This window comes from Flavobacterium pokkalii (assembly GCF_014596575.1).
Classification (GTDB): domain Bacteria; phylum Bacteroidota; class Bacteroidia; order Flavobacteriales; family Flavobacteriaceae; genus Flavobacterium; species Flavobacterium pokkalii.
The window spans coordinates 16,012-38,993 of record NZ_NASZ01000014.1; the positions used below are offsets into that span (position 1 = coordinate 16,012).

Here is a 22,982-nt window from a genome sequence, read left to right on the forward strand (position 1 = left end):
TACAAATTAATTGCCTATGGCCGTTTATTGCTTTACCAAAGTCACATCATCAACTAAACAAAATGCATTTGCAGTTCCATCAGCATAAAATCCAATAGTTAGTTTTCCATTTTTTACGATAACATTTTCAATTTGAATGCTTTCCCAAGAAGAATTTTCACTTTCAATTTCATGCTCTAAAGCATTTTCACCACTTTTAGCAAACATTTTTAGAGTTTTAAACCCCTGAGAGTTTTTTATTTTTGCCGTTAAAATATACAAACCGTCTTCTAAAGTCACAAAAGGAGATGAACTGATTTGCTGAGAAATTTCTCTGGTGAAATCTACTTTATCTGTAATATTCAGACTTTTTTCGCCTATAACTTCTTTACGATCCTTTTCAGTATTAAAATAATTCAGTTGTGGTGAAATTTCACTCTTTACCGCAACCGGATTTCCCTTAATTGCTACCGTTTTCCATCCTAATAATTGTTCCTGAACAGGCTTAACATCACTTGGAATTTTATTTCTGTCTGCTTCAAAACTGCCGTTTTTGACATAATTATTATCTGTACCTACAGACCACTCTCCTGTTTTTTCATTTAAATTCCAAGAACTTAAAGAATTAAAATAAGGCTTATCCCCGTTAAACGAAAGCGGAAACCATTGGTTATACCCCAAACCATTACCGGCAAAATCAGCCCAGCGATCACCACAATATAATACGGTTTCTGTATTATTTCTTTTTAAAGTATAAAAAAATCCTGTTTGTGTTACATGCGCATAATCTTCCTCGCAGCCTTCCATAATTTGCATATCATTTGTTGGAAAATAAGGTCCGCGAATGTCATCAGAAACTAAATAATATGCAAATGATGAATCCCATCCATAAATATTGGAAGCCGCCATGTAGTATTTGTTTTTGTATTTAAACATACAGTTCCCTTCTCTGCTTTCTCCCTTAAAAATTTGCGTACAATCCAAAATAGTGACTTTCCCGTCTTTTACCCCAATTTCAGAAACATATATTTTGTTACGTCCTTTTCCATAAGAATAAATCAAATAGGATTTCCCATCATCATTCGTAAAAACGGTTTGATCACCGGTATTAGACGTTCCAATTATAGGCTCCATATTTATTTTCTGATGCCAGATAAAATCTCCTGTAGGAGAATCTGCCAGAGTAACCAAAACCTGATTACCGTGCTGAACAAACATTGCATACTTACTGACTTCCTTAACATAAGCAACTCCTAAACGTCCTACCCATGTTCTCCATGATTGTGGAGTTTCTGATGTATTGGTTAAAACATCTCTTTCAAAAGTCCAGTTCACCAAATCCGTAGAACTATAACATGTTACTGATTTAAAAGAGCAGTGATCGTATTTTTTTACAGGATTATTTCTGTATTTTTCGGCTTCTTCATAATGCACACCATACCAATAGTATTTTTCAATCCCTGTTTGAGGATCTTTAAACCTGAAAATTCCTCCGCCCTGACTATAAATTGGCTGACCTTCCTGAGTATTCCAAAAGGTATCGTTTTTAATATTTTGAAATTGCGCGACTATATTTACCGGAGAAAACAAAAAGAAAATCGCAATAAATAGAAACTGATAATATAATCTAATAGAAATATTCATTAATTCGTTATTTTAAAAAATTAAAAACGCTAAAATAAATTAGAACAGCAAGAAACCATCCTGTAACTAACTATTTTGTAATCGTATAATATAGCTTTTTCACCACCGGAATTCCTCCTGCAGTAATCCCTTCCAAATTGACTTTTACTTTAGTATCAATCGCAATATTATCAAAAGTCACACTTGCGTTTCCGGTTTTATCCGGATGTACGTAAGGATTCCAGTAAATGGTATTTCTGGCAGCTGCTTTCTCGTCCAGTTCCGGATTAGGTTTTTCCGGATTAGGCGTATAAAAAACACGTGCCATATAATACCCTTCAATTTCTTTTTTGATGGAATGAAACAATTCTTTTTCGGCTGTGTTTTTACTTCCCGGTTTGGTATAAATTGCTATTACTCCATTTGCTCCTTCTTGTCCGTATAAGATTGAAGCATTTTTTATTGCTTCGATTCTTTCTATATTAATAAGCTGTACCACCTCGATATCGGTAGCGTTATATACCGGAAAACCATCTAAAATAAAAAGTGGCGAATCCTCGTAACGCATAAATCGTACCGAATTTTCGGTGGAAATTACCCCGGGAATAACATATTGAATCAAATCATATATGGTATTGGCCGCTGGCGAATTTTCATCAACAGTATAAGTAAAATCAGGCATTCCTAATAAGCTACTTGGTTGGTTTTTCTTTTTAGAAACAATTTGAACTTCATCCAAAATATTGTCTTGGACAATTCCGAATGAACTAAATTTTTTAAACACATTTTCGGCAAGCATACGGCTCGCATCCGGCCAGCGCATTGGTTCTTTTTTAAACGAAACCAGCATTGGCGACATTTCAAGAGTATCCATAACAATTTCGCCTCTAAACTTTCCTTTTTCATTTCTGGTATTCAAAAACATATTGGTTTTGCCGGAGAACATCATGTTTTCAAACTTAAATCTTCCGTTTTCGTCTGTTATGGCATCAAAAATATTAAAGTGTTTTTTGTTCATTAAGGCCAAAGTCATGCTGCTGTTAGCTTTAGCTTTTTCGCCTAAAAGTTGTTTTACTCTTCCGGAAATGTTAAATCCCTTCTCTGCCTTATAGCTTAAATTTTCACCAAATCCGGGAATGGTTTTCCACATAAAATCGCGCCATCCCTGAGTTAAAAGCAAATTATCCAAATAGTCTAATCGCTTTAAATTAGCCGGATCAAAATAATAAGCCGGATTGTTTATTTTTCCTCTGATATCCGATTCCAATAAAAAATAAGAACAAATATTAGAATTATAATCTTTATTTTCCACAACTCCATTCATATCGGTTACACTCAGCGAAAAACTTGCTGAACGGGCTTCTCCCGTTTTCGATTTAGAACTCAGCTGAAGCGTAGTTTTTTCACTCGAACGATAATTCTCTTTATCGGCTGTTAATTGCACTTCTAAATCATTGTCTTTCTCCACATAAATCAAACGCTCGCTTTGTGGCTTAAAATCCTTATCGTATAACGTAAGTTGACTAATACCTTCCGGAATTTTCTCTTTTGGTAATTCAAAAGACAAACTCGTTGCTGCCAAAGTCTGCGTGGTTTCCAAATACGAAAGTCCTCTGAATTTACAAATTAAGCTTACTTCACTGTTAGGATTTTGAACCAGTGTGGCTTCATTAGTATTTATAGTAACTATATTTCTTCCTTTAATAGCTCTGAAATTCAGTAAACACCCCTGTTTCAAAGCTTTGGGTAACTCCACTCGGATTTCGGATCCATCCAAAGTTTTAATTTTGGCATAATAACTTTTTCCGGCTATCGGCATTAGCTGTAATTTCCCCATACCATCATGCGGACTTAAAAAACCAGTGACTAATTCGTTATCCGAATCAAAAAGTTCTCCTTTAACCATTACCGGATTTCCCTGACTATCAAGCGCTTTAAAACCTACAATACTGGCTACATTTTCTAAAAGCGAACCTCCTTCAGGAAAAAAATCAACGGAAAAACCTTGCTGAGCAACTGCCTTTTCCGGTACTGCTTTTTTAGAAGAATTATTTGCAGCTGCACTTCCTGCAGGACGATTTGCCAATGATTCCGGTTTGAAATGCAACTCAAATGCATCCATGATTTCGATATCTTTGGTAAACACAAAATCCTCTCCAAAATTTCGATCCCAATTGGTATAAGCACGAATTTGATACATTCCCGGTTTTACCCCAAGTGAATCTGACAATTGAAAATCGCCGTAACCTAATCCCATTTCAATATTGGTTTTATTTCGGGCTATAATTCTGGAATCAGGAGCAATTAACTCCACATATAAAATATTACTGTTGTCCGTCAGCACGTTGTTGTAAGCCAAAACGTCATAGGCCTTATACCACAAATCTTCACCCGTAAAATACTTTGATCTATCTGTGTGAAGATAAATCTTTTCAATAGTAGGCGGCTTTTTGGCTTCTTGTCCCTGTGCAAAACCTACAGATACTACCAACCAAAAAAAACAAAGAAAACAGCAATTTTTATTGCTCAAAACCGTTTTTATCATAAAAAATCAGATAATTTAGTTAAACCCTTTTTAACTTATACACTACTCTATTTTCCTCGTTTTTTTGACTTTTTAACAACAACTATTTCAAAAACAAAAAAACAAGTAAGAAAATTTTACTAAAATAAATACTTCCGAACAATTAACTAACCTGCACTATCCTGTTTTTTAACACAAAAGGAAAAGTTATTCTTTAATGCTGTAAAAAAGCCGTTTCACCACAGGAATTCCATTACTGGTTATTCCTTCCAAAGCGACTTTTACCTTGGTTTCTACTTTCGAATTATAAAATTCTACACTTGTACTTCCTGTTTTATCCGGATGTACATAAGGATTCCAGTAAATAGTGTTTCTAAAAGCCGAGTTTTTATCTAAATCAGCATTCGGGTTTTCGGGATTGGGTAAGTAAAAAGTACGGGCGGCGTAGTAACCTTCTATCTTTTGTCTAATTGCATAAACAGGAACTATTTTTTTACGTTGCCCATCTTTTGCACTTGTAAAAATAGAAATTAGAGTAAATTTCCATATAATTGTTTTATATGTTCCCCACTTACAACTTCTATTCTAAGAGCTTCATCAGGTGAAACTGCTAGTAATTGATTCCCATCGACAGCTTGAAAACCGTCTATAAATAATACAAATGATAACTTTGATGCATCAGTTGCTATTATACTATCATAATTTATATTATAAACTCCTCTTAATTTTTGTTCCAAATAATCAACAAAATTGTAAAATTTATTGGCTTCTTTTTTATCCACTTCATAACTATAATCAGGTACTCCATACAATGGATTAATTTTGTTTTTCTTTGCTTTAACTGCTACTTCTTTCAGCATATTTTCTGGTTTTACACCGAAAGCAATATATTTTTTAGACACATTCTCAACAACAGTTGATTTTTTTGCTTCAGGCAAAAGAAATAACTCTTTTTGTAATCTAACAGAAATTGGAGACAATTCAATTGAATCCAAAACAATTTGCCCCTGAATTTTCCTTTTTCATTTACATTATTCAAAGACATATTTACTTCATCAGCAAACACCAAATCTTTAAACTGAAATCGGCCTATAGAATCTGTAGTAGTAGTAGTAGTAGTAGTAGTAGTAGTAGTAGTAGTAGTAGTAGTAGTAGTAGTAGTAGTAGTAGTAGTAGTAGTAGTAGTGAAAATCCCGTTATTTTTTTCACTCATTAAAGCCAAAGTCAAATTGTTATTGACTAAGGGCTTATCAGCAAAAACTTGTTTAACCCTCCCTGAAATCGTGATTCCTTTTTCTGCTTTGTACAAATTCTTTTCATCAACTTGAGGCAAAGTTTTCCAAACAAAATCCCGCCAGCCTTGGGTTAACAATAAATTATTCAAATATTCCAATCGTTTGGGATTTTTGGAATCAAAATAATAAGCCGGATGATGTACTTTTCCTCTTATATCCGATTCCATTAGAAAATAAGAACAGATATTGGAATTAAAATTATCTTCTTCTACTCCATTCGTATCGGTAACACTCAAAGAAAAACTGGCAGATTTTCCTTCTCCTGATTTGGATTTAGAAGTAACTGAAATCAATGTTTTTTCTTCAGGTTGATAGGTACTTTTATCTGTTGTAAGTTGAACATCCAAATCATGTTCTTTTTCAAAATAAACCAAGCGTTCACTTTGGGGTTTGTTAGTTGCGTCAAACAAAGTAATTTGGCTGATACCATCCGGAATTTTGTCTTTTGGTAATTCAAATGACAAAGTTGTTTCTGTTAATGTTTGTGTAGTTTCCAAATAGGAAATACCTCTGGATTTGCAAACAATTTTAAATGTTGCATTTGGATTTTGGGCTAAAGTTTCAGGATTGGTACTAATCGTTAAAATGTTTCTCCCTTTAAAATTGCGATAACTTAAAACGTAACCATTTTTTAAAGGTTTTGGCAAATCCTGCATAAACTCAAAACCGCTCTCAGTTTTTATTTTTACATAATAGTTTTTGCCTTCAATGGGTAACAATTGCGCTTTTCCCATGCCATCGTGCACACTTTCAAAAGTGCTGACTAACTCATTATCCGAATCGTAAATTTCGCCTTTAACCTTTATTGGTTTTCCGTTTAAATCAACGGCTTTGAAACCAACTACGCTAGCTACATTTTCCAGTAACGAACCACCTTCGGCGAAAAAAGTTACGATATAAGGATTTTGTTTGTCAACTTTATTACTCGTTTTTTTAGTTTCCAAAATTGCCTTTTCAGAAGTTTCGGCCGTTTCTTTCGCTTCAAAAACATCGATGATTTCAATATCTTTGGTAAACACAAAATCGGTTCCAAAATTCCGATTCCAATTCGTATAAGCTCTTAATTGGTATTTTCCGGGTTTCACTCCAACAGAATCAGCCAAGTGAAAGTCACCATTTCCTAAGCCAATTGTTAATTTGGTTTTGTTGCGGGCAATAATTTTGGCTTCCGGCGAAATCAATTCGACATACAAAATCCCGCTTAGATCAAATAGCAAATTATTAGAAGCCCTGACTACGTAAGCCTTATACCATAAATCCTCACCCATAAAATAGGTCGTTCTGTCCGTATGTATGTAGATTTTTTCGATATCCGGAATAGATTTGGAATCCTGTGCCTGAATGAAAATCGGGAATAAAAACAAATAGAGAAAACAAAACAAAGCTTGTTTTTGGTACCTAATAGCTTCTTTAATCATATACGTTAATTTAATGATGAACTAAAAAAGAATAAGAATAACTACCAATTACCCAATACAGCATTTAATCCAAAAACGTATATTCTTAAAAATTACAAAAACACTCACAATTATCAAGCCAAATACTACAAAATTAACTTTAATTTTTTAAGAAAAACTTTAAACTCATACTACAAAACAATCTGGTACTTTAAAAAGTAAACAAAAAAATATCGAAAATCTATAGAAATTAACATTCTTAAGATTCCCGATATTGCTATAAACTATCAGCTAACTGTTAAAAATCAGTCAGCGATTTCAATTTTTAAACCAACTCTTTAAAAAACTGTTTTAAAATAGTATCATTTTCGGTGGTTGGAGTAAAAATCTCTAAAATCCCCGCCTTATTATTTTCGGCATACAACTGTTTCAAACCACTTTCTAAACTTTTTTCATCAGTTGCTGTAAAGTAATTCAGCCCGTACATTTTAGCTAAATGTTCCGCTGTCAATTGGTGTGAAGTTTCGAAAAAAGTATTAAAAACAATATTTTCTTCATGCCCCGGTAAAATCCGGAAAATTCCTCCGCCACCATTGTTTATCAAAATAATTTTAAAATTTTCAGGAATATAAGCATTCCACAACGCATTGCTGTCGTATAAAAAACTCACATCGCCGGTAATAAATACCGTTGGCTTTTTACTTGCAACCGCCGCCCCAATGGCTGTTGATGTACTGCCGTCAATTCCACTGGTACCACGGTTACAAAATACCTCAATCGAAGGGTTTGTTTTTATTAATTGCGCATAACGAATCGCCGAACTGTTACTAATTTGCAACTGCGAATCTTTCGGCAAACTTTTAATAACCGAATCAAAAACCAGAAAATCCGAGAATGGAATTTTGCTTAAATAGCGCTGTTGTTTTTCTTTTCTAAACGCTTTTAACTGTGCTGCTTTCGCAAAATAATCGCTTTTTACTTCCTTCGTTAAAGGCAAAAATTTTCCAAAAAAAGTATTCGGATTCACCTCAAAATGCTTAGTCAAAACGCCAAAAGTATCATAGGCTCGTAAAGAATCGACGTGCCAATGCTCTTTAGGTTGATATTTGCGTAAAAAAGCTTTAATGCGTTTCGATACAATCATTCCTCCAAAAGTGATTAAAATTTCCGGACAAAAATCCTCAAAATCACTTTCAGTAAACGGTGTAATAATCGTATCAATATTCGAAATAAAATCAGGATAATGCAAATTAGAAGTCGTTTCGGTCATCACCACCACCGATTCGTCTTTGGCTAAAGTTTGAATTATTTCATTCGAAATTAAATCGGGATCATTGGCACCTACTAAGATTAATTTCTTAGCGGATTGATTCCAAATTTTGGCAAAAGGTGCTAAATCCTCCAATGTTTTCATCGAATTCAAACTGGCAAAATGATTGACCATCACATCAACAGTAAGCTCCGAAACCGTTTCGTACAAAGGTTCTTCAAAAGGTGCGTTGATATGTACCGGCCCTTTTTGGTAAAAAGCAGCATCAATTGCATCGTTGATTTTATGGTCATTTTCCTTAGAAGCTTCTTCGGTTAAATTGGCATTATACAGCGAATGATTTTCAAAAACATTTTGCTGACGAATGGTTTGGCCGTCGCCAATATCAATCTTACTTTGCGGTCTGTCAGCCGAAATAACAATTAAAGGAATCTGACTGTAAAAAGCTTCGGCAACCGCCGGATAATAATTCAGCAAAGCCGAACCGGAAGTACATACTACCGCCACCGGACGCTTAATTTGCTGGGCTATTCCCAAAGCAAAAAAAGCCGCACAACGTTCGTCGGCAATACTATAACAATTAAAATCAGGATTGGAGGCAAAACCTATGGTTAAAGGCGCATTTCTGGATCCGGGAGAAATGACAATATCGGTAATTCCTTTGGCTAAACATATCTGAATAATGCTTTGCGCTAAAGGTTTTTTGGGGTAAATCATTGTTTTTATTTCAAAAGAAAACAAAGATACAAAGTTCTGATATTTTTAGTGTAAATTATTTACATGAGATTTATTGGTTTCAACAAAAAAAGCGATTTCTAAACTAAGTTAAAAATCGCTTTTTTAGATATAATTTAAAATCAATTATTGTTTAATCCAGTTTACAATTTCCGGCGCATCCGGTTTTGTTTTAGAATAATATACTTCCACCAAATGACCTTTTTCGTCAATCAGGTATTTTTGAAAATTCCATTTTACTTCCGAATCTTTCACTCCGTTTTTTTCTTTTTGTGTTAAAAACTGATATATCGGACTCATATCATCTCCTTTTACTGAAATTTTTGCCATCATCGGAAAAGTAACCCCGTAATTTAATTTGCAAAAACTGGCAATTTCGGCATTAGTTCCCGGCTCCTGTTCGTTAAAATTATTCGCAGGGAAACCAACAATAGTAAAGCCTTTGTCTTTGTATTCTTTATAAATCGCTTCTAATTGTTCGTATTGTGGCGTATAACCACATTTAGAAGCCGTATTGACAATCAGAAGTTTTTTGCCCTTTAATTTAGAGAAATCAAATGTTTCTCCTGATAAATCTTCTACTTTAAACTGATAAATACTTTGCGTATCCACATTTTTTGATTTTTTATTTTGAGCCTGAGCATTTACACTTAAAAAAAGTGCCACACCACAAACTGCCAGAAATAGCTTTTTCATAAAATTTATTTTTTTATAAAAGTAGTCAAATTCGGCTCATTACCATATTTTCAGTTTACTAATTTCCGTTGAACAAACGTTAAATCTGTAAAAACAATTTTAACACAAATCAAATAATAATCTCTACACAAATTATTTGTACTTTTTTCCTTAAATTCTACAAATACGATACTATTCTGAATAAGTTTATCTATGTTTGTAAAACAAAAATCAAAACAATGACTCAAGACGAATTATTAGTTTTAATCCATCAAAAAGACGAAAAAGCGTTTACCGTTCTTTATGATATGTATGCCAAAAGTCTTTTTTCGGTAATTAGTGTTTTAGTAAAAAATACCGAAGAAGCCGAAGATATTCTTCAGGAAGTATTTGTAAAGATCTGGAAAAACTTAGACAGTTATAACGAAAACAAAGGGCGTTTTTACACCTGGATCATCAATATTGCCCGAAATACCGCAATAGACCGACTGCGTTCTAAAAATTTTAACAACAGTCAAAAAAACTTATCGGCTGAAAATTTCGTAAATCTATTAGAAGACAATAACAAGTTGACGAATAAAGTGGACGGAATTGGTTTGCAGGAATTCATCAAACGATTAAAACCTAAATGTATTCAAATCATTGATTTGTTGTTTTTTAAAGGCTATACCCAACAAGAAGCTGCGGACGAACTGGAAATTCCTTTGGGAACAGTGAAAACGCACAACAGAAACTGTATTAATGATTTAAGAAACTATTTGAAAGTATAGTACCATGGAATTGAAAGAATATATAGCATCAGGGATATTAGAACTTTATGTTTACGGCTCGCTTTCCGAATCTGAAAGTGAAGCCGTTGCAGATATGGCCAAAAAACATCCGGAAATTCAAGCTGAAATTATAGCTATCGAAAAGGCAATACTGGCACTTTCTTCGAGCTTTTCTCCTTCACAATCAGTTGAAAATTATGCTAAGATTAAAGAAAAATTAGCTTTAAACCAACCTGAAGTAATCCCCTTTACTCCGAAGCGAAATTGGTCTCAATATATTGGTTGGGCTGCGGCGGTACTTTTACTGGGAGGAATTGGTTTTCTCTATAATGAATTGCAACAAAGCAATCAACAATTGGTAAACAGCACTATTGAAAAAACAAAAACCGATACAAACCTTAAACAAATTGAATTGGAGAAGAAAGCGCTTGAAACCAATCTGGCTATAATAAAAGACAGTAACAATACGGTAATTGCACTTAGTGGTCAAACTGTTTCTCCGGAATCTTCGGCAAAAATTTATTGGAACAAAGAAACACAAACAGTTTATGTTGATGCTTCCGGCTTACCGGAACCACCAAAAGGAATGGTATATCAGGTTTGGGCTTTAAAATTGAATCCATTAACTCCAGCCAGCATCGGATTATTAGATAAATTCAAAGAAAATAACCAACGCTTTTTTGCTGTCAACAACACGGCTGAAGCCGAAGCTTTTGGAATTACTTTAGAACCTGCCGGAGGAAGTATCACGCCAACATTAGAACAATTATATGCTTTAGGGAAAGTGTAATAATTCTAAACATTTCTTATATGCTCTTAAATTCGAACAATAATTAAAAACTTATATGACTTATATGTTTCAAAAAAAATCAAAAAGGCTTTCCATTCGAAAGTCTTTTTTTGTTTTATAAAGTTCTAATTGCATTGAGTATATTTGCACAATTATAATTTTCATGAGCTATACCCTTCTTTCCTCTCCTCTTCAAGGATTTACTGATTTTCGTTTTAGAAATGCACAAAATAAATATTTTGGAGGAATCGACACTTTTTATTCGCCTTACATTCGTTTGAACGGAAAATTAATTATTAAATCATCTTATCAACGTGATTTACTTCCTGAAAATAATACAGGACTGGAAGTCATTCCACAGGTAATTACTAATGATGCCGATGAATTTTTATTTGTTTCCAAATATGTTCAGGAATTAGGATACAAAGAATTGAATTGGAATTTAGGTTGCCCTTATCCGATGGTAACAAAATCAGGAATGGGTTCTGGACTGATTTGCCAAACCCAAAAAATCAATAGTATTTTAGAAAAAGTACATGCCGAGTCGGATATTATTGTATCAATGAAAATGCGTCTAGGCTATGATAATGCCAACGAAATCCTGAATGTTTTACCACTTTTAGAACAATATCCTATCAAAAATGTAGCAATTCATGCCCGCATTGGAAAACAATTGTATAATGGAGGCGTGAACTTAGACGGCTTCCAACAATGTGTCGATAACACTAAATTAAAGCTGTATTACAATGGTGATATAACTTCAGTAGCTCAGTTCCATAAAATGCAAGAACGCTTTCCAACCATAGACCATTGGATGATTGGTCGTGGTTTAATTGCCAATCCGTTTTTGCCAGGCATGATTAAAAATAACAGCTCAGAATATCCATCCAACAAAATGGAATTATTCAGCGATTTTCACGACACCTTATACGCCGGCTACAGCGAATCTTTATCAGGAGCCACACACATTTTATTGAAAATGCACCATTTATGGGAATACTTTTCGGTTATCTTTTCAAATCCGCACAAAGTGCATAAAAAGATAAAAAAGGCTAAAAGTATCCGGAATTATGAGCAGGCGGTGAGAGAGATTATTAAGGAGGGATAATAAACAAATCCTAATTAGATTTCGTAACTTTTGATTCTCCATTTGCATTTACTCCACTAACAGTTCCTAAAGCTCCATTTTTATTAACATAACTTGAATTTGAATTTGTTTTTTCACCATTTTTGGTAACTACCGCAACAGTATTTACAGTTAAATCAGCACTTATACTATTGGTTAAATGAGTAGCATCCGCTACTTGGGTAGCCGTTATCGTTGTTACTCCTGGTCCTACTATTGTAACTGTCGAACCACTTATTGTAGCAACATTTGTATCACTACTTATATAAGTAAAAGCACCAGTACTGTCTGAACTTGGAGGAGTTATAGTAAACGAACCGTCATATAAAGTTTTTGAAAGTGCATTAAAATCTCCTAAAATAGCTGGTGAATAAGGATTTGGCGAGCTTCTTTCATAACTAAATCCACCACCGCTGCTATCTACCCAAGATAAAATTTTCACATCAATATAAATATCATCCGTTATAAGATGAATCACAAAATCCTGATTTACTTGACATGGAGGGCACCATTGCATTGCTTCACGCCAATTAGAAAAATATAAATTACTAAAATCAGCAGTAGTTCCCATTGCCCATTCGGTATCTGAAGGAGATAAATAATTATAACCACTCTCTTTTGCTATGTTAAATAATCCCTGAGTATTCTTTCTGGTTAAAATAACACTTTCAGTCAGAAAATCTTGGTTGGCTTCCAATGTCCAATCAGATCCACTAGTTTTCTCAAAAGTAATTTTTGGACCATCCCAAATCAATGGAGTTTGGGGTGAACCCGAAACAATTGCACTTGAAAGACTTTGATTTCCTGCTAAATCTTTAGCAATTATTTTGTAATAATAGGTTGTGTTAGCTACTAAGTTGTTATGAGAATAGCTTGTTGTAGTCTTTGAAGATATTGTTGTTATTAAGCTTAATGCATTTTGATCTGTTCCACCATATATAAGATATCCTGTTGTATCATCGGTATTTTGATTCCAATTCAATGTCAATTTATATGTTCCAATAGTCACATTAAAACCCGTAGGGATACTTGGAGCTGTTACATCATCACAACCATTAGCAGGTTCTACAACCACACCAGATTGAGTATTTGGGCACAGATCCTGATAATTAGCCACCCCATCTAAATCGTCATCTAAAAATTTCAAACTGGCTGTATTATTTTTTTGTGTACTTCCTGCAATATTTGAAGAAGCATCATAAATAGAATTTAAAGCTGGATTAACCGTAATAGTCTCTGTTCCATAAATTGTTCCTATAGTATTTATACCTAAAATATAAGTATTAGCACTAGCCGAAATACTTGTAGGTGTTGAAGAACCTAGAGTTGCATTACCACCACTTAAAGAAAATTGGAAATCATTAACCTCCAATGCGCCGCTTCCGGAATTAGTATTAAAAACAGGGCGATTCATTACAACAGTTATTGTACTGTTTGCTGATGAATGTGAAACCGATGTTATAAAGTTATCTAAAGTATTGCCTGAAACTACAGCCGGGTTTCCTGTCCAATTTGTACCATTATTAGTAAAAACATTATTTTTAATTGTTGTTTTATTATCATATTTGTAACTCCCCCCCGGATTTATAATCGTTCCTGTATTTCCTGTAAATGTATTTCCTTCGAAAAGAGTATTATTGGTCCCTAAAGTGCTTTCACCCCAAGAAGGATTTTGACCTATCCAACTTGAAAAGGAAAATAAAGTCCATCCTGTATTATTTGTAAAAGTAGAATTTAATACCTGATATCGATTCACTCCTCTAAAACTACCTATCTGACTTGTATTATTACTGAAAATACAATTATCTATCTTGACATACCTTTCAGTACTAAATATAGTACCTGTATTAGAAGAAAAAGTTGAACCTGTAACTGTTATTCTATTTGAATAATCAGTTTCGGTATCTGAAGTATTACTAGGTGTAGAGCCATAATCACTGCCAAATAATGTACCACTATTGCTTGTAAAAGTCGAATTAGAAATGGTTATTATTGAAGAATTATTGGTATAAAACGCATAGCTTCTACTATTACCTGTCACGTTAATTGAAGTCGCAATTACCGAAGAATTACTATTGTCTGCTCTAAAAATAGAACCATTAGAAGATGCGTTATTTGTAAAAGTAATTCCGGATATTGTCAGCACAGCTCCACCAGAAACTTGAAACATATTATATGAATTAGCACCCGACATAGTCAAGTTATTCACACCATTTCCTATAATACTTATATTTCGGGTAATACCAGGTAAATTAGATGTAAGTGTTACTGTTCCTGTCAAACCAGAATCAAAATCAATTGTACTGGCCGTAGTATTTTGAATTCCATATCTTAACGTTCCTAAACTACCATCGTCACTTAAACTCGTGACAGTGTAGTTACCCTGTGCAACACAGATTAATGTGAAAAACAAACTTATTAATAAATAGATATTTTTCATTTTAAATTATTTTGAATGCTTAAAAAGATTTCTTCAATTAAAAAAATAATCAAACTGAATTCTATCATCTACAGATAAAACATATCCTCCATTATTTAGTGGATTATAAGTCAAAGTAGTCCCACTCCAACTATAAGCAGAGTTACTTATTCTAATTCCGTTCACAAACATCTTTACCATAGTTTTTGATGAAGGTATTTGTGATAAAATAAAACTAGTCTGAGCAGCTGTTGCTATAATTTCATCAGTTACTTCTATAACAACACTTGAAATGGCATTAGTTACAAATGCTGTAGTAGCAATTTGAGTCGAATTAGTTCCTACCGTTGCTGTAGGTGCAGTAGGTGTTCCGGTTAAAGCTGGTGATGCCAATGGTGCTTTAAAATTTAACGCATTAGTAACAGCAGCTTCATTCGCATCCACATCAGCCTGAACAGCAGCAATATTTGTTTGTAAAGTAACATCAGCTGCAGTCCTGGCTGCAGTTTCTGCTGTTAAGTTTGTTGTTAATGTATTATCGGAAGCTGAACGATTATTTGTTTCTGTAACCAAATTAGCTGCAATGGTATTTTCGGCTGCTGTAGCACGTGTAACTTCAGTTGCTAAAGCCGTAGAAACATTTGCTGCAGTAGCATCAACATAAGTTTTTACCGATTTCACACTTGGATATTTAGTATCCGAAGTTCCGTCAGTAATAACATTTGTACTTTTGTTTGCTACATCTTCTTTTAATAAATCAGCAGTGATTCTGTTTGCTACTTCTGTTGCTAAATCAGTCGTCAAGATACCATCAGCTGCAGTTCTGGCTGCAGTTTCTGCTGTTAAGTTTGTTGTTAATGTATTATCGGAAGCTGAACGATTGTTTGTTTCTGTAACCAAATTAGCAGCAATAATATTTTCTGCTGCGGTAGCACGATTTATTTCATTTGTCAAAGACGTTGTAGACGATGCAGTAGCTGTATCAACATAAGTCTTAACTGATTTAACACTTGGGTATTTCGTATCCGAAGTTCCGTCAGTGGTAACATTTGTACTTTTGTTTGCTACATCTTCTTTTAATGAATCAGCAGTGATTCTGTTTGCTACTTCTGTTGCTAAATCAGTCGTCAAAGTAACATCAGCTGCAGTTCTGGCTACAGTTTCTGCTGTTAAGTTTGTTGTTAATGTATTATCGGAAGCCGAACGATTATTTGTTTCTGTAACCAAATTAGCTGCAATGGTATTTTCGGCTGCTGTAGCACGTGTAACTTCAGTTGCTAAAGCCGCAGAAACATTTGCTGCAGTAGCATCAACATAAGTTTTTACCGATTTCACACTTGGATATTTAGTATCCGAAGTTCCGTCAGTGGTAACATTTGTACTTTTGTTTGCTACATCTTCTTTTAAATTTAAAGCTATTTGTGTTACTGCACTAATTGGTTTGTTTAAATCACTTGTATTATCAACATTTTCTATTCCCAGATTAGTTCGGGCTCCTAAGAGTGTAGTTGCATTAGTACCTCCGTTTTCTATCCCTACAACACCAGTTACATTTTCAGCATTTATAGCCGAAAAAGCTAAAGGAACATAATTAAAATCCTGATTGCTGATTTCAACATAGTTAGAACAACTTCCTTCAGTATTAATTCCCACAATCAAACTTTTTTTAGAAGTACCCCATACAATATCTTTAAAAGAAGAAGCATATCCTGCTGTTTGATTACCTGAACCTATTACAAGGTTCACCATTCCAAATGCATCTGTTTTGGTTTGTACCGTTTCCTGATACTCTACATTGGAAAACTCATCAATAAATTTAAACACCATACAGATATTCTTATTTACCAAAGGACTACTGGAATTATTTACTCCCGGTAATTGCTCCCCTTTAGGATTTAAGATTATAGCTTGATAGTTAATCCCGTTTGTTTGTGCAAAAGTGTTTGCTGCAACAAAAAATATAAATAATAAAAATATTTTTCTCATATCCTTTTTAATTGATGTTGAAATGAATTCCTAATTCAAGTTGATTTGTATTAAATGAGAGTTTTTCTTTTGATGAATTAGTCAAATTAATGGTTTGCCCAAAATTATATCCTAAACTTAAAGCACCAAATGATGGAATACAATATTTGATTTTCGCACCTAACGAAGACCCCAGAAGAATTCCTGAAAATTCCTTTTGGTGCTTTAAATCATAATAAATCCCATTTACTTCCTGCTTACCATATATCATGGATGAAACATTTATTCCGGCTTTAACCAAAAAATCAACATTTTTATAAGAAAAGAATTGATACAATATTCCCGTTTCTAAACCTAAATACTGTGTATCCCATCGATAGGAATTAGCCGAATTCCCTCCTAATGCATTATAATCATTTAAAGAAAGTCCCACTGAATAAAATATTTTTTTAGTCGCTAAAAGATCTGTAAAACCTATTTCATAAAAATTACCACTTCCGCTCTGAAGATTTGGATTGGTCTGAAAATTGGCGTCTTTATAAATAAACTTTGTATAATTTTTACCAGTGTTAAAATAAATTTCCTGAGAAAAAACAGATGAGGTCATCAAGAAACAAAGAAATAGAAAGTAGTTTTTTATCATAGTTTAATAATTTTAGTGTAATAGGTTATACGCTTGTTTTTTAATTGTACCAAATATTCGGATCGAGTTAACTTAGAAAGATCAATGCTAAAAACTGAAGCTTCAATATTTTGTGAGTTTTTAAAAACTAATCGACCACTAACATCAAAAACATAAATCGATAATTCTCCGCTTAATGCTTCTGAAAACTGAAAATTAACAATATCGCTAAATGGATTTGGATACGTTTGAGCTGTTATAGCTGTTTTGTCATTTTGCGTTATATAACTGTTCCATAAACTTTGCTGGAAACCTTGCATGACCACAGCTCCTTTTGTGGAATTCCCCACAATACTTTGTTGACCGATAGTTTGACTTACTATAACTTTATTTGCTATTTCTGTTGTTGTACCCTGAGAAGATAACATTTGATGGTGTAAAACCTGACCATAAAAAGAGACCGAAAAAAGTAAAAGCAAATACTTCATAAAAATTAATTTTAACACAATATTAAAAAACAAAAACTGCACTTTATCGATGTTTTTTGTATTTAATCGATTTTTTTGAAAAAATAGTAATAACTTTTCGGTTTTTAGTAACTCTATCCTGGTGAAAACACTTAAAAAACAAGATATAACTTACGATAAAAAATTAAGAATTTTTACTACTAATGCATTTCGTCGAACTTTTTAATTTACTTTTGAGTAAATTTTTTACTTAGTTACCTATGAAATATTTTTTCAAAAACTGTTTTTAACCTCAATCAATTAAGTATTTCAAAATGATCTTAAACACTATATTTATTATCTCCGGTATTATTGGATTTATTATTAGTGCAATCTTATTTATCAATAGAAAATCAAATCACGTAATGAATATTTACATGATTTTATTAGTACTTTTAAACTCTTTACGTTTTTTTACTTTTGGAACAATCAATCTTTTTCCAGATCATGAAGTTTTAGTACTGTATACCAAATTTGCCAACCTAACTTCAATTGTAATTCCTTTAGTTTATTTGTATTTTGAAAAATTAGGCCATAAAAAATCTTTTGCAAAAAATGATTTACTGCATTTCATTTTCCCAATCTTTTATTTTCTGTTAACATTTGAAATTTATAATTTTTTAAAACCAAGTCAGACAATAAAAATTTTAATGTATGGTATCTTTTTACTGTTTCTTTTTACCTATGGCTATTTAAGTTACCGAGTTTTAAAAAAGACTATTTGGAATAAAAAAGAAGACAATAAACTGGCTCAAAATCAACATAAAAAAATCCATAATTGGACAATATTTTTGTTTATCGCTCTCTTATTAGCTTCTTTAAGGCTCTCCGTTTCTTTGTTCTTAGAAGTCTCGCAAAACATTCAGTCAAAAGGCTTTTCATATCAATGGATAACTGCTGTAATTTGGACTATAATTTTAATTAAAATATTAGTTACCCCTGAAATTCTTTATGGGTATAAAATTTTAAATGAAAAAGTACTGGAAGAACGAAATTCAAATTTAACTTTTAGCAGCATTTGGCAATTATATCCCGTGGAGGAAATAAAAAATGAACAACATCTTATTTTAAAAGAAAAAGTAAATCAAAATCTCCAAAACTATTTTGAAGAGATTGAAAAAAAATCAATCAACAGTGATTTTTTCAGAGACTCAAAACTAACTCTGAATGATTTGGCTACTAAATTAAATATCCCAAAAAGTCATTTATCTTATATATTTAAATACCATTCTACAATATCCTTTTCTGAATATAAAAAAATGATTCGCATTCAGGATGCAATTAAATTAATAGACAGCGGTTATCTCAAAAACAACACGCTGGATTCACTTTCTAAAAAAATTGGTTTTACATCTTACAATCCTTTTTTTACCAGTTTCAAAGAAATAACGGGATTAGCTCCTGTTGAATACATCAACAATATTAAAAATGTAGCATAAAACCCTGATCAAAATACCATTGATAGAGTCTTATATAGTTGAGGGCAAACTTTAATAAATATCCTTTATACCCTTTTTTCTTCTAAATTTCCTCAGAAAGACAAACTACTCTCTTGTTGTTTTTTAATTAATACTTATTTTTTGAGCTAAAAAAAAGATTATAAGCATTATTTTAGACTTCTATTATCTTTTTATCAAACTTACAAAATATTTTAAAAAAATAAGTATTTATACGTAATTAATACGTATTTTTACACTATCAAATTTAACATTAAGTTTGAAAAAAGAAGTACGCCATTAAAAAACACAAATGATAATGCAAAATTCAGAAATCAAAACTACCTGTTCGTATTGTGGTGTAGGATGCGGAATCATTGTCAGCAAAGATTCCGGTAACGGGGTTACTGTTAAAGGAGATATAGATCATCCGGTAAACCGAGGAATGCTTTGTTCTAAAGGAATGAATCTGCATTATGTAGCCAACGATACCTCTGACAGAATTCTTTTTCCCGAAATGCGCTGGAGTAAATCCCATCCTATGGAGCGCGTGAGCTGGGATGAAGGTTTGGATCGTGCAGCGGCAGTTTTTTCTTCTATCATAAAAAAATACGGACCAGACAGTGTTGGTTTTTATATTTCAGGGCAATGTTTGACTGAAGAATACTATTTGGTAAACAAATTGGTTAAAGGTTTTTTAAAAACGAATAATATCGATACCAATTCACGTCTTTGTATGAGTTCGGCAGTTGCTGGTTACAAAAAAACGTTCGGAGAAGATTCGGTTCCAATTGCTTATGAGGATATTGAATTGGCCGATACTTTCCTGATTACCGGAGCTAATCCGGCCTGGTGCCACCCTATTTTGTTCAGACGTTTGGAACAACATCGGGAGAAAAATCCAAAAGTAAAAGTTATTGTAATCGATCCTAGAAAAACCGATACTGCACTTTCTGCCGATTTACATTTACAAATTCTACCGGGAAGCGATATTATTTTATACCACGCCCTAGCCAAAAGAATTATTGAAAAAGGCTATACCGATAATGACTTTATCAAAAAACACACTGAAAATTTTGAAGCTTATAAAGAATTAGTCTTAGCTACTTCTTTAGAAAAAGCTTCTCAGCTGTGTGGTATCTCTATCAAAGAAATCGATCAGGCTGTAGATTTAATTGGAAAAGCCGAAGGATTCCTTTCGCTTTGGGCTATGGGACTGAACCAAAGTGCTGTGGGAGTTGATAAAAACACCGCCTTACTTAATATTTCACTTTTAACGGGACATGTTGGAAAACCGGGTTCCGGACCATTTTCACTGACAGGACAGCCTAATGCTATGGGCGGACGAGAAGTGGGCGGAATGGCAAATTTATTAGCGGTTCACAGAGAATTGGCTAATCCGGAACACCGTCAGGAAGTGGCCGATTTTTGGGGAGTGGACAGCATTTCTGAAAAACCGGGACTCACCGCCACCGAAATGTTTGAAGCCTTAGAATCCGGAAAAATGAAAGCAGTTTGGATTATTTGTACCAATCCAATGGTAAGTTTGCCAAATTCCAGACAGGTCGAAAAAGCTTTGAAAAACGCCAAATTCGTAGTCGTTCAGGAAATCTCACATAAGGCTGACACGGCTAAATACGCCGATTTATTGCTTCCGGCTGCGGGATGGTTAGAAAAAGAAGGAACGATGACCAATTCAGAAAGGCGAATTTCTTATTTGCCAAAAGGAATTAATGCTCCGGGAGAAGCGCTGCCTGATTTTGAAATTCTGACCCGTTTTGCTAAAAAAATGGGATTCAAAGGATTTAATTTCAATACACCGGAAGAAGTCTATAAGGAATATTGTCAAATGACAAAAAACACCAATATTGATATTTCTTACCTGAATTACAACCGTTTAAAACACGAAGGTACTTTCCAATGGCCGGTTCCCGATTACGGACATCCGGGTACACCTCGTCTTTTTACCGATAAAAAATTCTATACGCCTTCGCAAAAAGCCATTTTCAATTTGCCAACAACTATTGAAAATACTTCGGTAAAACCAGATGATAAATTTCCACTGATTCTGACTACAGGACGTATTCGCGACCAATGGCATACGATGACTAAAACCGGAAAAGTATCCCGATTGTTGTCGCATATTCCTAATCCGTATTTGGAAATCAATCCTATTGATGCTTTCAAAAACGGAATCGAAAACGGAGATATCGTGGTGGCAAGCAGCCGAAATGGAGATGTTCGTGTCAAAGCAACGGTTACCGATACTATTAAAGAAGGTGTTGTCTTTTTGCCAATGCATTGGGGAAAACAATTAGAAAATGATTTAAACAGAGCCAATAATCTAACGAATACTTTAGTTGATCCGGTTTCTAAAGAACCTGATTTTAAATATACGGCGGTAGCAGTAAAAAAATACGAAAAACCATTTCAGAAAATTGCCATTGTGGGTGCCGGTGCCGCTTCATTCCGATTTATACAAAATTACCGGGAATTAAATACTACCGATGAAATTGTAGTTTTCTCTAATGAGGTCAATCCTTTTTACAACCGTGTATTGTTGCCGGAATATGTAACCAACGAATTGTCCTGGGAAAATTTATTAAAAATCAGGAATGATGACGGTTTAAGCAAACTGAATATTACTTTGAAATCTGGTGTAGGTATTGAAAATATTGATACTACCTATAAAACCATCAAAGACAGTCGTGGCGAAATCCACACCTTTGACCGCCTGATTTTAGCTACCGGAAGTCGTCCTTTTATTCCGGAAAATGCTCAGTTACACCTTCCGGGACGTTTTACCATGCGTAGAAAAGAAGACGCTGACCGATTGAAAAATTATTTGGATCAAACTAAATTGGATCCTGAAAACCAACACGTAGTAATAGTCGGTGGTGGTTTATTAGGACTCGAATTGGCAGCAGCCTTAAAACATAAAAAAGTAAAAATCACCATAATCCAAAGAGCCTCCCGATTAATGGAACGCCAACTGGATCGTATTTCCTGTAAATTATTAGCCGAAGAAGTGCAACTTCGTGACATTCAAATCTATTTTGATAATGAAGTAAGCACCGTTTTCGAATCCGATCATCCAAATGAATTGGAAATTGCACTGAAAAGTGGTCGAATTTTAACTGCCAATGCCATTGTTTACGCCATTGGAACCGTTCCAAATATCGAAATTGCCAAAGAAGCCGGAATTGTTTGTGGACGCGGAGTGAAAGTCAACCAATATTTACAATCCTCTAATCCTGATATTTTTGCTATTGGCGAAATTGCTGAATTTGAAGGCAAATTATTCGGAATTACATCGGCTGCCGAAGAACAGGCTGATATTTTAGCCAACTATTTTGCCGGCGATATCAGTAGTTTTTATAAAGGCTCCATTTTGATGAATATTCTAAAACTGGAAGATATAAATCTTTGCAGCATTGGTGATTTGAGCATTCCTGAAAATGATGACAGCTATGAAGAAATCATTTTTTCGGATATGAAAAAACGCTATTACAAAAAATGTATTGTTAAAGACGACTTACTCGTTGGTGCTATTTTAATGGGAGATAAAAACGAATTTGCCGAATTCAAAACCATGATTGAAAGCAAAATCGAATTGTCTGACAAACGAAACCAACTCCTGAGAGGAAGTGCTGCTGCTGCCAAACCTGTAATAGGAAAACTGGTTTGCTCCTGCAGTCAGGTTGGAAGCGGAAACATAGAAGAAGCCATCAAATCCGGAACTACCAATTTTACCGAACTATGTAAGTCAACCGGTGCCGGACTGGGTTGCGGAAGTTGTAAAACCGAAGTAAAAGAGATTTTAGCTAAATGTAAGTGAGTACTCAGTACT

At 33.9% G+C, this 22,982-nt stretch carries 15 protein-coding genes; 5 read left to right on the forward strand and 10 right to left on the reverse strand.

Annotated features, from left to right (window positions below):
* Positions 1 to 24: 24 nt before the first annotated feature.
* From B6A10_RS09770 to B6A10_RS09795, 6 genes are all read right to left on the reverse strand, one after another.
* Positions 25 to 1,623, reverse strand: a complete 1,599-nt coding sequence (locus tag B6A10_RS09770; RefSeq protein ID WP_188220740.1) for a family 43 glycosylhydrolase — start codon at positions 1,621 to 1,623, stop codon at positions 25 to 27.
* Between the two features lie 70 nt (positions 1,624 to 1,693).
* A complete protein-coding gene (locus B6A10_RS09775) occupies positions 1,694 to 4,147 on the reverse strand; it encodes a TonB-dependent receptor plug domain-containing protein (RefSeq protein ID WP_188220741.1) in 2,454 nt (817 codons plus the stop codon).
* Between the two features lie 509 nt (positions 4,148 to 4,656).
* The gene (locus B6A10_RS09780; RefSeq protein WP_188220742.1) at positions 4,657 to 5,064 is read right to left on the reverse strand and encodes a hypothetical protein; all 408 of its coding nucleotides are present in this window, start codon (positions 5,062 to 5,064) and stop codon (positions 4,657 to 4,659) included.
* The gene (locus B6A10_RS09785; protein WP_188220743.1) at positions 4,998 to 6,839 is read right to left on the reverse strand and encodes a hypothetical protein; all 1,842 of its coding nucleotides are present in this window, start codon (positions 6,837 to 6,839) and stop codon (positions 4,998 to 5,000) included. The genes B6A10_RS09780 and B6A10_RS09785 overlap by 67 nt, the downstream gene beginning before the upstream one ends.
* Positions 6,840 to 7,143: 304 nt before the next feature.
* Positions 7,144 to 8,805, reverse strand: coding sequence for a 2-succinyl-5-enolpyruvyl-6-hydroxy-3-cyclohexene-1-carboxylic-acid synthase (gene menD, locus B6A10_RS09790; RefSeq protein WP_188220744.1), 1,662 nt, complete (start codon positions 8,803 to 8,805; stop codon positions 7,144 to 7,146).
* A 144-nt stretch (positions 8,806 to 8,949) separates the two neighbouring features.
* Entirely contained in the window at positions 8,950 to 9,519 is a 570-nt protein-coding gene (locus B6A10_RS09795) for a glutathione peroxidase (protein WP_188220745.1), read from the reverse strand.
* 218 nt (positions 9,520 to 9,737) lie between these two features.
* Here B6A10_RS09795 and B6A10_RS09800 point away from each other — a divergent pair, with 218 nt between their 5' ends.
* From B6A10_RS09800 to B6A10_RS09810, 3 genes are all read left to right on the forward strand, one after another.
* Positions 9,738 to 10,268, forward strand: a complete 531-nt coding sequence (locus tag B6A10_RS09800) for an RNA polymerase sigma factor (RefSeq protein WP_055092344.1) — start codon at positions 9,738 to 9,740, stop codon at positions 10,266 to 10,268.
* A 4-nt stretch (positions 10,269 to 10,272) separates the two neighbouring features.
* Positions 10,273 to 11,058, forward strand: coding sequence for an anti-sigma factor (locus B6A10_RS09805; protein WP_188220746.1), 786 nt, complete (start codon positions 10,273 to 10,275; stop codon positions 11,056 to 11,058).
* A gap of 163 nt (positions 11,059 to 11,221) precedes the next feature.
* Positions 11,222 to 12,166, forward strand: coding sequence for a tRNA dihydrouridine synthase (locus tag B6A10_RS09810; RefSeq protein ID WP_188220747.1), 945 nt, complete (start codon positions 11,222 to 11,224; stop codon positions 12,164 to 12,166).
* A gap of 10 nt (positions 12,167 to 12,176) precedes the next feature.
* On the opposite strand, the gene B6A10_RS09815 is transcribed toward B6A10_RS09810, so the two are convergent.
* From B6A10_RS09815 to B6A10_RS09830, 4 genes are read right to left on the reverse strand one after another with little or no spacing between them, the layout of a single operon-like run.
* Positions 12,177 to 14,624: a fibronectin type III domain-containing protein gene (locus B6A10_RS09815; RefSeq protein WP_188220748.1), complete on the reverse strand. Its 2,448-nt coding sequence runs from the start codon at positions 14,622 to 14,624 to the stop codon at positions 12,177 to 12,179.
* Positions 14,625 to 14,657: 33 nt separating this feature from the next.
* Positions 14,658 to 16,589 (reverse strand): hypothetical protein, encoded by a 1,932-nt coding sequence (locus B6A10_RS09820; RefSeq protein WP_188220749.1) that lies wholly within the window; start codon positions 16,587 to 16,589, stop codon positions 14,658 to 14,660.
* Positions 16,590 to 16,596: 7 nt separating this feature from the next.
* Positions 16,597 to 17,211, reverse strand: coding sequence for a hypothetical protein (locus B6A10_RS09825; protein WP_157502634.1), 615 nt, complete (start codon positions 17,209 to 17,211; stop codon positions 16,597 to 16,599).
* Positions 17,208 to 17,678, reverse strand: a complete 471-nt coding sequence (locus B6A10_RS09830) for a T9SS type A sorting domain-containing protein (RefSeq protein ID WP_188220750.1) — start codon at positions 17,676 to 17,678, stop codon at positions 17,208 to 17,210. Before B6A10_RS09830 ends, B6A10_RS09825 begins: the two co-directional genes overlap by 4 nt.
* Before the next feature lie 530 nt (positions 17,679 to 18,208).
* Here B6A10_RS09830 and B6A10_RS09835 point away from each other — a divergent pair.
* Positions 18,209 to 19,135 (forward strand): helix-turn-helix domain-containing protein, encoded by a 927-nt coding sequence (locus B6A10_RS09835; protein ID WP_188220751.1) that lies wholly within the window; start codon positions 18,209 to 18,211, stop codon positions 19,133 to 19,135.
* 316 nt (positions 19,136 to 19,451) lie between these two features.
* Positions 19,452 to 22,970 (forward strand): nitrate reductase, encoded by a 3,519-nt coding sequence (locus B6A10_RS09840; RefSeq protein ID WP_188220752.1) that lies wholly within the window; start codon positions 19,452 to 19,454, stop codon positions 22,968 to 22,970.
* The last annotated feature ends 12 nt before the right edge of the window (positions 22,971 to 22,982 follow it).